Raw genomic sequence first — 15,335 nt, 5'->3', positions numbered from 1 at the left:
TCGTTGGCACGGGCCAGGATCAGGCCGCCACGCGGGCCGCGCAGGGTCTTGTGGGTGGTGGTGGTGACCACGTCGGCAAACGGAATCGGATTGGGATACAGGCCGGCAGCCACCAGACCGGCGACGTGGGCCATGTCGACGAACAGGTAGGCACCGACCTTGTCGGCGATTTCGCGGAAACGGGCAAAATCCAGCACCCGCGAGTAGGCCGAGAAGCCGGCGACGATCATCTGCGGCTTGTGTTCCACAGCCAGGCGCTCCACTTCGTCGTAGTCGATCAGGCCGTTCTCGTCGATGCCGTACTGCACGGCGTTGTACAACTTGCCCGAGGACGACACCTTGGCGCCGTGGGTGAGGTGACCGCCGTGGGCCAGGCTCATGCCGAGGATGGTGTCGCCGGCATTGAGCAGCGCGAGGTACACGGCGCTGTTGGCCGAAGAGCCGGAGTGCGGCTGGACGTTGGCGTAGTCGGCACCGAACAGCTGTCTGGCGCGCTCGATGGCCAGTTGCTCGACCTTGTCGACGTATTCGCAGCCGCCGTAATAACGCTTGCCCGGATAGCCTTCGGCGTACTTGTTGGTCAGGCCGCTGCCCTGGGCCTGCATCACGCGCTGGCTGCAGTAGTTCTCGGAGGCGATCAGCTCGATGTGATCTTCCTGACGACGCTCCTCCTGGCTGATGGCGGCGAACAACTCGTCATCGTAACCCTGAATCTGATCCTGCTTGCTGAACATCTTGATCTCCTGCAGCGCCTGCGGATGGCGGTCTTAACGGGGTGAGCGGCGGGCCGACTGGCCCTATGCAACGATGGTAGGGCCGCCCCTAGTCCCCCAAATGCCTGCCAACGCCGCGAGAGCATTCGTTTGCGACATACCTCTGTCGCAAACAGGCGCCCGCCTGAGGCGCTGCGCGTTGCGCACAATTACCGGGGATCAAGCTGTGGAAAAACGTTGAAGAAAAGGCCAGGCGCCAGCAAAACCGTGGCTTGGGGCGCGGCGTACAGTTTCTGAGCAAGACAGCTTTGACTCATACACAGAAGCGCTGGACTACCTTGTGGATAATCTGTAGCCAGATGCCTGTAGAACACATCCAGTGCGGGATGCGGGCAGCTGCTCGAAATCCGCACAGCGACCACTGCGCGGAGTGCTTCCGAGAACAAGGGAAGGGCTCACCGCAAGCCAAGGCCGGATATGCACAGAATCTGTGGATGAAACTGTGCATAGACTGTTGAGCCCAGGCCACAGGCCAGAGCTGGTCGAGCCTGGCGTCAGACGGACAGGAAAGCGGCAGACTACAGTTCGGACGTCCGATCTGCGCACAGTAACAGTGGAAACTCCTGTGCCAAATCTGTGGATATCTTTCGCCAGGCCGGAGCCTGCCTGACTCTGGCACCAGCGTGCATTATTTGTCCGGAGAAAGTGACGGGAAAATAACGAAGGCGGCGACAGAAAAGGCTGTGCAACACGCGCTTACAGCGTCGAATTGCACCTTCCGTACTGCCGCCTTGCAACGCAATTAGGAGCTGAGCTTTGTCGCACAACTGCCAGAGGCCTTCTGCAGGCGCTGCTGCATGGCAGGATCCATCGGTGACTGGCGAGTCATGGCCTGCAACTCGCTCTCACTGAACTCGGCACTGACCTTGTCAGCAGCACAGTCGCAATAAGCCTTCAGTTTTGCCTCTTGGTATCCCGTAGGTGCACCGGCCACACACTGCTGGACGAACTCGCTGCGAGCCTGGGCCGACCACTCGGCGGCGCCGGCAGACAGGACAATGGAAAACGGCAGGGCAAGGGCGAGCAGATGACGGTAGGGCATGTGAAACTCCTTCTCTGATGGCGGGAGCCGGTCTCGACCCGGCAGCCCGGCCACGCGAAATTGCGCGACCTGCCAGATAGTGAGCCCCGCGACGCCAGTCAAGTTCCCCCCGCCGGTCGAACGGCAGTCCGTTCCATGACCGGCCAGTACGCATCAACACAACAACTCGTCGCGGCTACGGACTTCTGTCATCGCCCAGCGGCGCTAAAGTGCGCCTTTGCCGGCCTATTGCCGGATCACCAGCAGAAGGAATGCGCCCATGCCCGACAACGCCCAGCAATTTGCCAGCGACAACTACTCCGGCATCTGTCCCGAAGCCTGGGCCGCCATGGCCGAGGCCAACCGTGGCCACCAGCGCGCCTACGGGGATGACGAATGGACGGCCCGCGCCGCCGACCACTTCCGCCGCCTGTTCGAGACCGACTGCGAGGTGTTCTTCGCCTTCAATGGCACTGCCGCCAACTCCCTGGCCCTGGCCTCGCTGTGCCAGAGCTATCACAGCGTGATCTGCTCGGAGACCGCCCACGTCGAGACCGACGAATGCGGCGCGCCGGAGTTCTTCTCCAACGGTTCCAAGCTGCTGCTGGCCAGAACCGAGAACGGCAAGCTGACGCCGCAGGCCATCCGCGAGATCGCCCTCAAGCGTCAGGACATCCACTACCCGAAGCCGCGCGTGGTCACCCTAACTCAGGCCACCGAAGTCGGCACCGTCTATCGCCCGGAAGAAGTGCGCGCCATCAGCCAGGTCTGCGAGGAGCTGGGCCTGCACCTGCACATGGACGGCGCGCGCTTCTCCAATGCCTGCGCCTTCCTCGGCTGCAACCCGGCCGAACTGACCTGGAAGGCCGGCGTCGACGTGCTGTGCTTCGGCGGCACCAAGAACGGCATGGCCGTGGGCGAGGCCATCATCTTCTTCAACAAGGCGTTGGCCGAAGACTTCGACTACCGCTGCAAGCAGGCCGGCCAGCTGGCCTCGAAGATGCGTTACCTGTCGGCGCCCTGGGTCGGCATCCTGCAGGATGACGCCTGGCTCAAATATGCCAACCATGCCAACCGCTGCGCGCAGATGCTGGCCACGCTGGTGGCGGACGTGCCGGGGGTCAGCCTGATGTTCCCGGTGGAGGCCAACGGCGTGTTCCTGCAACTGTCGGAACCGGCCATCGCCGCCCTGACCGCGCGCGGCTGGCGCTTCTACACCTTCATCGGCGCCGGTGGCGCACGCTTCATGTGCAGCTGGGATACCGACGAAGCCCGCGTACGCCAACTGGCCGCCGATATCCGCGAGGTGATGAGCGCCTGATCCAGACGGCGTGCGGCGATACTTCCCGCATCCGTCATCTGCAGGTCATCCGACCGGGCACCGGCACCGCGCAGACTTTGCGCACGCCCGCAGTTGCTGCTCCCGCTGCCCGGGAGCAGAATGGTTGACATGCAAACCAACTCTCCCGACTGCCCGGAAACGCGGCAGCAGATGCGCGAGCGCCTGGGCCTGCTGATCGGGGGCGTGTATCGCCAGTGGCGGCGCCAGGTCGACCTCAGTTTCAGGGACCTGGCGCTTACCGATGCCACCCGCGCGCCGCTGCTGGCGCTCTACGCACACAACCAGCCGATGCGCCAGAAGGCACTGGCCGAGGCCCTGGCGCTGGACACCTCGTCGCTGGTGCGGGTGCTCGGCCAGCTGCGCGAGCGCCAGCTGGTGCAGTGGCACCACGAGCCGCAGGATCGCCGCGCCAAATGCATCTCGCTGACCGAGGCCGGCCGGGAAATCGCCAGGAAGATACTCCAGCGCAGCCTGGAAATCGAACAGCAACTGCTCGCCGACCTCAGCGACGAGGAACGACACATCACCCGCGCCGCCCTGGAGAAGATCCTCCGGCGCTTCGCCCAGCTGTGACCCATCAGCATGCAGGATGAGCCCATGAAACGCCTCGGCACGCCCTTCTTCCGGGTCGCATTCGCCATAATCGTTGGCGGCATGAGCACAGCGCTGATCAGCCCGCTCTACCCCATCTACCAGGAGCAATGGCGCCTGCCGGTCAGCCAGATATCGCTGATCTACGTGATCTACATGCTCGGCTCGCTCACCGGTCTGCTGCTGTTCGGCCGGCTCTCCGACCTGCTCGGCTTTCGCCGGGTGATGCGCTACGGGGTGATCCTGATGCTGCTCAGCACCCTGCTGACGCTGCTGGCCTGGGACGTCCCCAGCCTGGCCACGGGACGCTATCTGGTGGGAATCGCCGCCAGCATGCTGACCATATCGGGCACCGTGGGCCTGATGCAGCTGTCGCCGGCAGAGGCACGGGCGCGGGTGTCGATGCTGACCAGCGTGCTGATCGCCTTCGGCTTCGGCCTCGGCCCGCTGCTCGGCGGCATCGTCGGCCAGTGGCTGCCGCAGCCGCTTCTGCTCGCCTATGTACCCAGCCTGCTGCTCGGCGCCCTGGCGCTGGCCGGCCTGTACGGCCTGCCGCCAGCGGCAGACGGCAAGCCGGTCACGCTGCGCCAGTGCCTGCACAACTGCCTGCCGCGCCTGACTCGGCCGGAAGCGGGGAACCGCGGGGTATTCGTCCTGGCCTGTGGCTTTCCGCTGCTGGCCTTCGGCGTATTCGGCCTGTATGCCTCGCTGGCGCCGCTGTTTCTCGAGCGCATGGTGAGCTGGCACGGGCCGATCGTCGGTGGTGCGGCGATCACCGCGATCCTCTTCACCTCGGCGGGCCTGCAGGTGCTCTGTTCACGCCTGCAGCTGTTCGTGGCCGGGGCTGCGGGAATGCTGGCCATGGCCAGCAGCAACGGACTGATGATCTTCAACTTCTCGCAAGGCTCAACGCTGCTGTTCGCCACCGGCGTGCTGCTGACGGCGCTCGGCCACGGCCTGTCGATGATGACCGGGTCGAAGATCGTCAGCCGCATCGCCCAGCCGCACAACCGCTCCGGGCTGGTGGCCACCTACTGGGTGGCCGGCTATGTCGGCGCCATCGTGCCGATGATGGGCATGGGCTGGATCGCCGATCACTGGGGCATGACGGTGGCCGTGACCGGCTTCTGCAGCTGCGTGGTGCTGGCCAGCCTGACCCTCGGCGTGCTGGTCGCGCGCCACAGCAACCTGCGGGGCAACTGAAGGTTCGCCATCAGAAATCGATGGCGACATCCCCCTTCGGCACGCTGCAGCACGACAGGATGTAGCCCTCGGCCACATCCTCGTCGGTGATGCCGCCGTTGTGCTCCATCTCCACTTCGCCTGACGTCTTCATCACCTTACAGGTGCCGCAGATGCCCATGCCGCAGGCCTTGGGAATGTGCAGGCCGAGCTTGGCCGCAGCAGCATGCACGGTTTCGCCGGGCGCCACACGGATGCTCTTGCCGGTGCTGATGAACTCCACCTGATTGAGTTCGGCCAGCGGCAACTCCGGCGCATCGGCTGCTTCGGCGGCCAGCTCCTTGACCTCGGCCCGGATCTCCGGCGGGGTCGGACCGAAGGCCTCCTCGTGATAACGCTGCATGTCGTAGCCGGCCGCTTCAAGCAGCTTGCGCACCGCAGCCATGTAGGGCGTCGGCCCGCAGCAGAAGATCTCGCGCTCGAGGAAGTCCGGCGCGATCAGCTCCAGCATCGGCTTGTTCAGGTAGCCCCGATAGCCAGCCCAGGCTTCGCCCAGGCCGTGCTTTTCGCAGATCACGTGCAGGCTGAAGTTGTTGATGCGCGCCGCCATGTGCTCCAGCTCACGCTGGTAGATGATGTCCTTCGGCGAACGGGCGCTATGCACGAAGACCATGTCGACGTTGGCGTTGGTGTCGTAGAACCAGCGCGCCATAGACATCACCGGGGTGATGCCGACACCACCGGAGAGATACAGCACCTTGTCGGACGGAAAATCGATGGCGTTGAACAGACCGACCGGCCCGTGTACCGGAAGCTCGTCACCCTCCTTGAGATTATCGTGCAGCCAGTTCGACACCTTGCCGCCAGGCACCCGCTTGATGGTGATGGAGAAGCTGTAAGGCACAGAAGGCGAACTGGAAATGGTGTAGGAACGCATGACCGGCTGACCGTCGATCTCCAGCTCCAGGGTGACGAACTGACCCGGCTTGAAGAAGAACAGCACCGGCTGATCCGCCATGAAGCAGAAGGTGCGCACGTCCCAGGTTTCCTGAATCACCTTGACGCAGCGCACCAGGTGGCGGCCATTGGTCCAGGTCTGGGTCGTTACCGGGTTTAGGAAGGCGTTAGTGCTCATGAACGGCTCTCCACACGGCCGGGTATCGGCCTATATGGAAACGATTGTGCGAAAGGCCGCAAATGGCCGTTTATCCATTCACGACATTCGCATACTTATCGCGACCTGCCAGCCGCAGCGCGGTCTGCCGCGTCGGAAACGCATCCGACCATGTCGCCCGTGGATAAGGTTTACCCATCGCCCGGGCCCACACTCCGCCTCACCAAAGCATGCATGCCCACGCAGGCAGCAGCGACTGATCGACACCTTGCGGCACTTACCGTATCAGCCACTTTTTCGGCAGGCGCAACCTGCCGGCCAATGAGGAGTCAACATGGACTGCACCCAGAATCTGAGCCTAGGCGACCCGCTGGGCCCCGTCCGCAAGGCCACTGCACAGATGCTGCACGAGCGCGACCGCACCTTCTCGCTGCCGCAGCCGTTCTACAACGATGAACGTCTGTTCCAGGTCGACATGCAGGAGATCTTCCACAAGGAGTGGCTGATCGCCGGAATGACCTGCGAAATCCCGGCCAAGGGCAACTTCCTGACCGTGCAAATCGGCAACAACCCGGTGATCGTGCTGCGTGGGGCCGAAGGCAAGATTCACGCTTTCCATAACGTCTGCCGTCACCGTGGCTCGCGCCTGTGCGTAAGCGACAAGGGCAAGGTCGCCAAGCTGGTCTGCCCGTATCACCAGTGGACCTACGAACTGGATGGTCGACTGCTGTTCGCCGGCACCGAGATGGGCGACGACTTCAATATGGCCGACTACAGCCTCAAGCCGGTGCACTGCAAAACCGCCGGCGGCTACATCTTCATCTCCCTGGCGGAAAACCCGCCTGCCATCGATGAGTTCCTGGCAACGCTTGAGCACTACATGGAACCCTACGACATGGAGAACACCAAGGTGGCGGTACAAACCACCTTGATGGAACAGGCCAACTGGAAGCTGGTGATCGAGAACAACCGCGAGTGCTACCACTGCAGCGGTTCGCACCCGGAACTGCTCAACACCCTGCTGGAGTGGGACGACGTCACCGACCCGCGTGCCACTCAGGCATTCAAGGATCAGGTCGCCGAATGCACCGCGCGCTGGGACAAGGACAAGATTCCGTACGCTCACGCCAGCTTCGGCCTGCGTAACCGCATCGTGCGTATGCCGCTGCTCAAGGGCACCGTGTCCATGACCATGGACGGCAAGCCGGGCTGTAACAAGCTGATGGGGCGCATCACCGATCCGGATCTGGGCTCGATGCGCATCCTGCACCTGCCGCACTCGTGGAACCACTGCATGGGCGATCACATGATCGTATTCACCGTGTGGCCGATCAGCGCCCAGGAAACCATGGTCATTACCAAGTGGCTGGTACACAAGGATGCCGTGGAAGGTGTCGATTACGACGTGGCCCGCCTGCGCGAAGTCTGGGATGCCACCAATGCCCAGGATCGCCGCCTGGCCGAGGAGAACCAGCGCGGCATCAACTCCACCGCCTACCAGCCGGGACCGTACTCCAAGACTTACGAGTTCGGCGTGATCAACTTCCTCGACTGGTACAGCGAACGCATGCTCAACAACCTCGGCGATACCCCCGCGCAGCTGCGTGAAGCGGCAACTCGCTAAGGCTGCCACGAGCCGGCGGCTGCGCGCCGCCGGCCTTTCCCCATTGCTTCGTCAGCTCGACTGGCCATTGGCCGGATTCCGCGTATAATCCGCGTCCCTCGCAGGAGAGAGAGGCACCGCCTCCGCCGACGGCGCAAACTCCCATAATCGCTCAGGCACCCGCACTGCGAGCCATCATCATGCCAACTGGAGAGACGCTGCCCAGAGCAGCCACCGAAGGGGCAAGCAGCCGGCACGCTGCACAAACTCTCAGGTAACAGGACAGAGGGAGAGGCACCCGAACGCAGGAATTCTGTGTGCTGCTCTACGTCTATCTGATAGCAATTACCGCCGAAGCCATGTCCGGTGCGCTTGCCGCCGGCCGCCGCAATATGGACATGTTCGGGGTTTCCCTCATCGCCTTCATCACCGCCTTAGGTGGCGGTACCGTACGCGACATCCTGCTGGCCAACTACCCGATCAACTGGACTCAACATCCGCCCTACATCTACACGGTGATCGCCGCCGGTTTGCTGACGATGCTGATCGCCCGCGTCATGCACCGCCTGAAAAACCTGTTCCTGCTGCTCGACGCCATGGGGCTGATCGCCTTCACGGTAATCGGCTGTGATGTGGCGCTGCGCCTGAACTACCCCACCGTAGTGGTGGTGATGGCCGGGATCATCACCGGCATTTTCGGCGGCATCCTGCGCGACATTCTCTGCAGCCGCACTCCACAGGTACTACGCCAGGAGCTCTACGCCAGCGTCTCGCTGCTGGTCGCTCTGCTTTACCTGGGCCTTATGCATCTGGGTGTCGATCACGACATCAACCTGCTCGCTTCCTTCAGCAGCGGCCTGGCTCTGCGCCTGGTAGCCATCCGCTGGAAACTATCGCTGCCGACCTTCTCCTACGCCGAACGCTGGTATCACTAAAGACAGCGGTTTACGCTCAGTCGCGAAAGCCCTTGGCCACCACGTACACCTCACGCGAACGCGGGCGCGAGGCAGCCGGCTTGCGCACCACCACCTTCTCGAATGAGGTGCGCACGTCACGCAGGTATTCGTCGGAACCTTCGCCCTGGAATACCTTGGCGACCAGGTTGCCGCCCGGCTTGAGCACCTGCCGCGCCATGTCCAGCACCAGCTCGACCAGGTACATCGACGAGGCCTGATCAGCGGCGGCAACACCGCTGATATTGGGTGCGATGTCAGAGATGATCAGATCAGGCTGACGGTCATCGAGCACCTCCAAGATGCGCTGGAATACCTTGTCGTCGGTGAAGTCGCCCTGGATGAAATCGACATTGTCCAGCGAATCCATCGGCAGAATGTCGCTGGCGATCACCCGCCCTTCGCTGCCCACCAGCCGCCCGGCGATCTGTGACCAGCCACCGGGCGCCGAGCCAAGATCCATCAGCAACATGCCCGGGCGGATCAGGCGATCCTTCTCGTTAAGCTCGATCAGCTTGTAGGCCGCGCGCGAACGGTAGCCGTCCTTCTGCGCCTGCTTCACATAGGGGTCATTAACGTGTTCATTCAGCCAGCGACTGCTGCTTTTCGAGCGTTTCATCGGAACCTTGCGCCAGAATCGGGTGAAGGGCAGCCCAGAACGCGGGCCAGGAACAGGCCTATGGCCGACATCAACCGCCTGAGCCACCGGCCGCAGCGTCCAGATAAGGTCATCGGCTGCCAAATTGCCGCAATTATAAGCCCATCCCCAGCCCCGGCCATACGAAATCCAGCATCCGCCCCTGACAGTACTACGGCCGGCAGGTACAATTGCCGGTTCCCCTCATTCTCCTCTGCCGGACAGACCGGCCAGGATCACGCCATGATTCGCATCACCGAACTCGCCCTGCCCCTCGATCACAGTGCCGACGAACTGCGCCAGGCCGTCGTCCGGCGCTTGCAGATCAGCGACACGGATCTGCTCGGCTTGCAGATCTTCAAGCGCAGCTACGATGCCCGCAAGAAGAACAGCGTGATCCTGTTTATCTACATCCTTGATGTTGAGGTACGTGACGAGGCTGCAGTACTGGCTCGCCTTGCCGGCGACAAGCATGTGCGCCCGGCACCGGATACACATTATTATCCGGTGGCCCAGGCTCCAGCAGGGCTGAACGAGCGGCCGATAGTGGTCGGCCTCGGACCCTGCGGGCTATTCGCTGCCCTGCTGCTGGCGCAGATGGGCTTTCGCCCCATCGTACTGGAGCGCGGCAAGGACGTGCGCCGACGCACCAAGGACACCTGGGCACTGTGGCGCAAGAAGGTGCTGACCCCCGAATCCAACGTGCAGTTCGGCGAAGGCGGAGCCGGGCTGTTCTCCGACGGCAAGCTGTACAGCCAGATCAAGGATCCGAAGTTCTACGGTCGCAAGGTCATGAGCGAGTTCGTCCGCGCTGGTGCACCGGAAGAGATCCTCTATGTCAGCAAGCCACATATCGGCACCTTCCGTCTGACCGGCGTGGTCGCCGCGATGCGCGAGGAAATCATCGCCCTGGGCGGCGAGGTACGCTTCGAGAGCAAGGTCACCGACCTGCTGATCGAAGGCGACCAGTTGCACGGCGTGGTACTGGAAAGCGGCGAACAGTTGCACAGCCGCCACGTGATCCTGGCTCTCGGACACAGCTCCCGCGACACCTTCCGCATGCTGCAACGGCGGCAGGTGCACATCGAGGCCAAGCCCTTCGCCATCGGCTTTCGCATTGAGCACCCGCAGAGCCTTATCGACCAGGCCCGTCTGGGCAAGTACGCCGGTCACCCGGCCCTTGGCGCAGCGGATTACAAACTGGTGCATCATGCCCGCAACGGCCGCGCCGTCTACAGCTTCTGCATGTGCCCGGGCGGCACCGTGGTCGCCGCCACCTCCGAGCCGCAGCGCGTGGTTACCAACGGCATGAGCCAGTATTCGCGCAACGAGCGTAATGCAAACGCCGGCATCGTGGTCGGCATCAGCCCTGAGCAGGACTTCCCGGGCGGCCCGCTGGCAGGCGTCGAGTTGCAGGAGCGTCTGGAGTCCAACGCCTTCATCCTCGGCGGCAGCGACTACTGCGCTCCGGGACAACTGGTCGGCGACTTCATACGGGGCGTACCGTCCAGCGAGTTCGGCGAGGTGCTGCCGTCCTACAAGCCAGGCGTACGCCTGGGAGACCTGGCACCCTCGCTGCCGGCGGATGTTATCGAAGCGATTCGCGAGGCGCTGCCGGCCTTCGGCAGACAGATCCGAGGCTTCGACCGCGAGGATGCGGTGCTTACCGGCATCGAAACCCGCACTTCTTCGCCAGTGCGCATCACCCGTGACAACGAGACCCTGCAAAGCCTGAACCTGCGCGGCCTGTACCCGGCCGGCGAAGGCGCCGGCTATGCCGGCGGGATTCTCTCGGCCGGGGTAGATGGCATCCGCGTCGCCGAGGCGGTGGCCAAGTCGATACTCGCCAGCCAGGCCGCCCACTGATGAAACTCGACGACATCAAAAAGCTGCAGCAGAAGAAGCACCGCGAGCAGCTCGGCCACTTCCTGGTCGAGGGCGAGCATCTGGTGCTGGAACTGCAAAAGGCCGCGCAGGACAATCCGTTGCTCACGCGCAGCGAGCTCTATGTCACCAGCACCTATGAGCACTGGCCAAGCCCGTTCCATACCCGCTTGATCAGTGAGCGGCAGATGGCGCAGATCGCCGATACCAAGACCCCGCAAGGAATCATCGCGGTCGTGCCGAATGCGGCGCTGACAGCCAGCGCGCCGGCGACGGGGGAGAAGGCGATCTACCTGCATGAGGTGCAGGACCCGGGCAACCTCGGCACCATCCTGCGCAGCCTGGCCTGGTTCGGCGGCTTCCGCTGCCTGCTCAGCCCTGGCAGCGTCGACCCGTTCAACCCCAAGGTGGTGCGGGCCAGTATGGGGGCGATTTTCCACACCCCCTTCGAACAGGATGTCAGCCTCGACGCGCTGACCCGCCGTTACCCGCGCATCGCCTGCCTCGACATGCAGGGTACGCACCTGCCGGATCCGGCCTTCGGCCATTTCGACTGCTACCTTTTCGGCAACGAGGCCCGCGGCGTGCCAGCCGAAGCCCTTCAGCAACTCGCTGCGACCCCCTTCACCATCGCCGGCAGCGGCCTGATCGACTCGCTCAACCTGGCCAGCAGCGTCACCCTCTGCGCCTACGAACTCAGCCTCCGGGCATGACGCCCCCCCTAAAAACAGAAGCCCCGCCAGATCACTCTGGCGGGGCTTTCATTTCTGCCTGAGAGAACTCAGACCTTGCTGCGCTCATAGCGCTTGCGGTCATTCTCGCTCAGCAGCTTCTTGCGCAGACGGATCGACTTCGGCGTGACTTCGACCAGTTCGTCCTCATCGATGAACTCCAGCGCCTGCTCCAGGGTGAACTTCAGCGCCGGGGTCAGCTGGATGGTCTCGTCCTTGCCGGAAGCGCGCATGTTGTCGAGCTTCTTGGCCTTGGTCGGGTTGATCACCAGATCGTTGTCACGGCTGTGGATGCCGGCCAGTTGGCCTTCGTAGACCTCGTCGCCCGGGGACAGGAACAGCTTGCCGCGATCCTGCAGGGTTTCCAGGGAGTAGGTCAGCGCGGTACCGGTGGCCATGGAGACCAGCACGCCGTTCTGACGGTTGGTCACTTCGCCGGCCTTGATCGGGCCGTAGTGGCTGAAGGTCGAGGTCAGGATGCCGGTACCCGAGGTCAGGGTCAGGAAGTTGTTGCGGAAGCCGATCAGACCACGTGCCGGAATGGTGTACTCGAGGCGGATGCGGCCCTTGCCATCAGGGATCATGTTGGTCAGGTCGCCCTTGCGCAGCCCCATCTGCTCCATCACCGGGCCCTGGTGCTGCTCCTCGATGTCGATGGTGACGCTCTCGTACGGCTCCTGCTTCTCGCCGTCCTTCTCGATGATCACCACTTCCGGACGGCCCACGGCCAGCTCGAAGCCTTCACGGCGCATGGTTTCGATCAGTACCGACAGGTGCAGCTCGCCACGCCCGGAAACCTTGAACTTCTCGGGCGAGTCGCCTTGCTCGACGCGCAGCGCCACATTGTGCAGCAGCTCCTTCTCCAGGCGCTCCTTGATGTTGCGGCTGGTGACGAACTTGCCTTCGCGGCCGGCGAACGGCGAGTCGTTGACTTGGAAGGTCATGCTCACGGTCGGCTGGTCGACGGTCAGCGGCGGCAGCGCCTCGACGGCGGCCGGATCACACAGGGTGTCGGAGATGTACAGCTCGTCCATGCCGGAAACGCAGACGATGTCACCCGCCTCGGCTTCCGGCACTTCCACACGCTGCAGACCATGGTGGCCCATGATCTTCAGGATACGACCGGTACGCTTGTTGCCTTCGGCATCGATGGCCACCACCGGGCTGTTGGCCTTGATCCGGCCGCGCTTGATGCGACCAATGCCGATCACACCGAGGAAGCTGTTGTAGTCCAGCTGGGAGATCTGCATCTGGAACGGACCCTCGGAATCCACCTCAGGGGCCGGCACATGGTCGATGATCGCCTGGAACAGAGCGTCCATGTTGTCGTCCATGTTTTCATGATCGAGACCGGCGATGCCGTTCAGAGCGCTGGCATAGACGATCGGAAAGTCCAGCTGTTCGTCGGTGGCACCGAGATTGTCGAACAGGTCGAATATCTGATCGATAACCCAGTCAGGACGCGCACCCGGACGGTCGATCTTGTTCACCACGACGATCGGACGCAGGCCGGCCTTGAACGCCTTCTGGGTCACGAAGCGGGTTTGCGGCATGGGGCCGTCCTGGGCGTCGACCACCAGCAGTACGGAGTCGACCATGGACATCACACGCTCCACCTCGCCGCCGAAGTCGGCGTGTCCGGGGGTGTCGACGATGTTGATGCGGTAGTCGCCCCACTTGATGGCGGTGTTTTTGGCCAGGATGGTAATGCCGCGCTCACGTTCCTGATCGTTGGAATCCATCACGCGCTCATTCTCGGCTTCCTTGCGATCGAGGGTGCCGGAGAGTTTCAGGAGTTTGTCGACCAGAGTGGTCTTGCCATGGTCAACGTGGGCGATGATGGCGATGTTGCGCAGATTTTCGATCACAGGTGTGGTCTCGTCGGTTGGCTCGCCCGGGCAGCGTCGGACTGTCCGGCACGAAAAAGCAAAAGATCGGTTCAGCTATTACAGGCGATGAGCGCGGCCGGTACCGCGCCGTACGTCGGGAGGGCGGTGGCGGATACTGCCGCCGTGCATGCCGGGACGCTTATGCCGGGCGATAAACGCGCACATTGGCATGCCCCTCGCTCAGCAAGTGGTGAGCATGCAGACGGCTCATGACGCCCTTGTCGCAATACAGCAGGTACTGGCGATTCTCGTCCAGCTCCTTGAACTTGTTGTTAAGCGCATAAAACGGCAACTGGCGCACCTCGATACCGTCAAGCTCCAGCGGATCGTCCTCGGCGGCATCCGGATGGCGAATATCCAGCACGATCTGCCCGGCCAGCGCCTCATGGACTTCCTCCACCTGCACGTCCTTGCCCAGCTCATCGATCACCTTGTCTATGGGCAACTGGGTAGCACGCTCCAGGGCGCGGTCGAGAATGGTCATGTCGAAATTCGACTCTTCCTTCTCGATACGGTAGCCACGGGCACGGGTCGTCGGGTTGACCGAAATGACACCGCAATATTCGGGCATATTCTTGGCGAACTCGGCGGTGCCGATACGCGTAGCCGTGTCGATGATGTCCTGCTTGTGGCTGGCGACCAGCGGGCGCAACACCAGCATATCGGTAGCCGAGTCGATCACCGTCAGGTTGGTCAGGGTCTGGCTGGAAACCTGGCTGATCGCCTCGCCGGTGACCAGCGCTTCGATCTCCAGGCGCTCGGCCACCCGGGTGGCGGCGCGCAGCATCATGCGCTTTAAGATCACGCCCATCTGGCTGTTGTCGACCCTGGACAGGATTTCGCCAACCACTTCCTCGAACGGCACACTGATAAACAGCACGCGCTGGCTGCGACCAAACTTGTTCCACAGGTAGTGGGCCACTTCCATCACACCCAGTTCATGGGCACGACCGCCGAGATTGAAGAAGCAGAAATGGGTCACCAGACCACGACGCATCATCTGGTAGGCCGCCACCGTGGAATCGAAACCGCCGCTCATCAGCACCAGGGTCTGCTCCAGCGAGCCCAGCGGGTAGCCACCGAGGCCTTCATGGCGGCTGTGCACCACGAACAGGCGCTGGTCGCGAATTTCCAGACGCACCTCGACTTCCGGGTGCTTCAGATCGATGCCGGCGGCCGCACATTCCTGACGCAGGCGGCTGCCGACATGGCGCTCTACCTCGATGGAGGTGAAAGTGTGCTTGCCGCCACGCTTGCAGCGCACGGCGAAAATCTTGCCCGGCAACTGCTCGGCGTAATGCCGTTTGACCTTCTCGGTAATGTCATCGAGGTCACCCAGCGGATATTCGTTCACTTCCAGGAACAGACCGATGCCGGGCGTACAACGCAGGCGCTCGGTCATTTCCGCCAGCAGCTTCGGATCGTCCTTGCGGGTTTCCACTTCGAGGTTGTCCCAGACCCCCGTCACCTGCAACTCGGGATCGAGATCACGCAATACGCTGCGGATGTTCTTCGCCAGCTGGCGAATAAACTGCTTGCGTACCGGCCGGCTCTTGATGGTGATTTCCGGGAAAACTTTGACGATCAGCTTCATGAAATGGACGCCCACACCAGG

Annotated in this window: 13 protein-coding genes and 1 riboswitch; of the genes, 7 read left to right on the top strand and 6 right to left on the bottom strand. The window is 62.9% G+C overall.

From position 1 onward, the window contains the following. Together glyA and NCCP436_RS10230 are read right to left on the bottom strand one after the other, a co-directional pair. On the bottom strand, positions 1-734 hold a 734-nt coding region (gene glyA, locus NCCP436_RS10235; protein WP_220803891.1), incomplete at its 3' end, for a serine hydroxymethyltransferase. Between the two features lie 781 nt (positions 735-1,515). Beyond that, positions 1,516-1,815 (bottom strand): hypothetical protein, encoded by a 300-nt coding sequence (locus tag NCCP436_RS10230; RefSeq protein WP_220803890.1) that lies wholly within the window; start codon positions 1,813-1,815, stop codon positions 1,516-1,518. Between the two features lie 259 nt (positions 1,816-2,074). Here NCCP436_RS10230 and NCCP436_RS10225 point away from each other — a divergent pair, with 259 nt between their 5' ends. The 3 genes from NCCP436_RS10225 (at position 2,075) to NCCP436_RS10215 (ending at position 4,930) form a co-directional block, all read left to right on the top strand. Next, positions 2,075-3,115: a low specificity L-threonine aldolase gene (locus tag NCCP436_RS10225; RefSeq protein ID WP_220803889.1), complete on the top strand. Its 1,041-nt coding sequence runs from the start codon at positions 2,075-2,077 to the stop codon at positions 3,113-3,115. Positions 3,116-3,244: 129 nt separating this feature from the next. Then, a complete protein-coding gene (locus tag NCCP436_RS10220; protein ID WP_220803888.1) occupies positions 3,245-3,709 on the top strand; it encodes a MarR family winged helix-turn-helix transcriptional regulator in 465 nt (154 codons plus the stop codon). 24 nt (positions 3,710-3,733) lie between these two features. After that, positions 3,734-4,930, top strand: a complete 1,197-nt coding sequence (locus NCCP436_RS10215; RefSeq protein ID WP_220803887.1) for an MFS transporter — start codon at positions 3,734-3,736, stop codon at positions 4,928-4,930. A gap of 10 nt (positions 4,931-4,940) precedes the next feature. Here the strand turns inward: NCCP436_RS10215 and gbcB are convergent, their stop codons facing one another. Continuing rightward, complete coding sequence (gene gbcB, locus NCCP436_RS10210) at positions 4,941-6,044, bottom strand: glycine-betaine demethylase subunit GbcB (protein ID WP_220803886.1); 1,104 nt, start codon at positions 6,042-6,044, stop codon at positions 4,941-4,943. Between the two features lie 313 nt (positions 6,045-6,357). Here gbcB and gbcA point away from each other — a divergent pair, with 313 nt between their 5' ends. Further along, a complete protein-coding gene (gene gbcA, locus NCCP436_RS10205) occupies positions 6,358-7,647 on the top strand; it encodes a glycine-betaine demethylase subunit GbcA (protein ID WP_220803885.1) in 1,290 nt (429 codons plus the stop codon). Positions 7,648-7,738: 91 nt separating this feature from the next. Then, positions 7,739-7,824, top strand: a riboswitch (glycine riboswitch). 119 nt (positions 7,825-7,943) lie between these two features. Beyond that, the gene (locus NCCP436_RS10200; protein WP_220803884.1) at positions 7,944-8,561 is read left to right on the top strand and encodes a trimeric intracellular cation channel family protein; all 618 of its coding nucleotides are present in this window, start codon (positions 7,944-7,946) and stop codon (positions 8,559-8,561) included. 16 nt (positions 8,562-8,577) lie between these two features. On the opposite strand, the gene rlmE is transcribed toward NCCP436_RS10200, so the two are convergent. After that, positions 8,578-9,198, bottom strand: a complete 621-nt coding sequence (rlmE, locus tag NCCP436_RS10195; RefSeq protein ID WP_220803883.1) for a 23S rRNA (uridine(2552)-2'-O)-methyltransferase RlmE — start codon at positions 9,196-9,198, stop codon at positions 8,578-8,580. Positions 9,199-9,459: 261 nt separating this feature from the next. On the opposite strand from rlmE, the gene NCCP436_RS10190 reads away from it, so the two are divergent. Further along, positions 9,460-11,082: an NAD(P)/FAD-dependent oxidoreductase gene (locus tag NCCP436_RS10190; protein WP_220803882.1), complete on the top strand. Its 1,623-nt coding sequence runs from the start codon at positions 9,460-9,462 to the stop codon at positions 11,080-11,082. Further along, entirely contained in the window at positions 11,082-11,813 is a 732-nt protein-coding gene (locus NCCP436_RS10185; RefSeq protein WP_220803881.1) for an RNA methyltransferase, read from the top strand. Before NCCP436_RS10190 ends, NCCP436_RS10185 begins: the two co-directional genes overlap by 1 nt. 68 nt (positions 11,814-11,881) lie before the next feature. Here NCCP436_RS10185 and typA read toward each other — a convergent pair whose 3' ends face one another. Then, entirely contained in the window at positions 11,882-13,699 is a 1,818-nt protein-coding gene (typA, locus tag NCCP436_RS10180; RefSeq protein WP_220803880.1) for a translational GTPase TypA, read from the bottom strand. A gap of 160 nt (positions 13,700-13,859) precedes the next feature. Continuing rightward, complete coding sequence (gene thiI / locus NCCP436_RS10175) at positions 13,860-15,314, bottom strand: tRNA uracil 4-sulfurtransferase ThiI (protein WP_220803879.1); 1,455 nt, start codon at positions 15,312-15,314, stop codon at positions 13,860-13,862. Between the last annotated feature and the right edge of the window lie 21 nt (positions 15,315-15,335).

The organism is Pseudomonas sp. NCCP-436, assembly GCF_019656335.1.
Taxonomy (GTDB): Bacteria; Pseudomonadota; Gammaproteobacteria; order Pseudomonadales; family Pseudomonadaceae; genus Aquipseudomonas.
The sequence above is the reverse complement of the archived record's forward strand: the minus strand, read 5'-3'. Positions and strand labels throughout refer to the sequence as shown.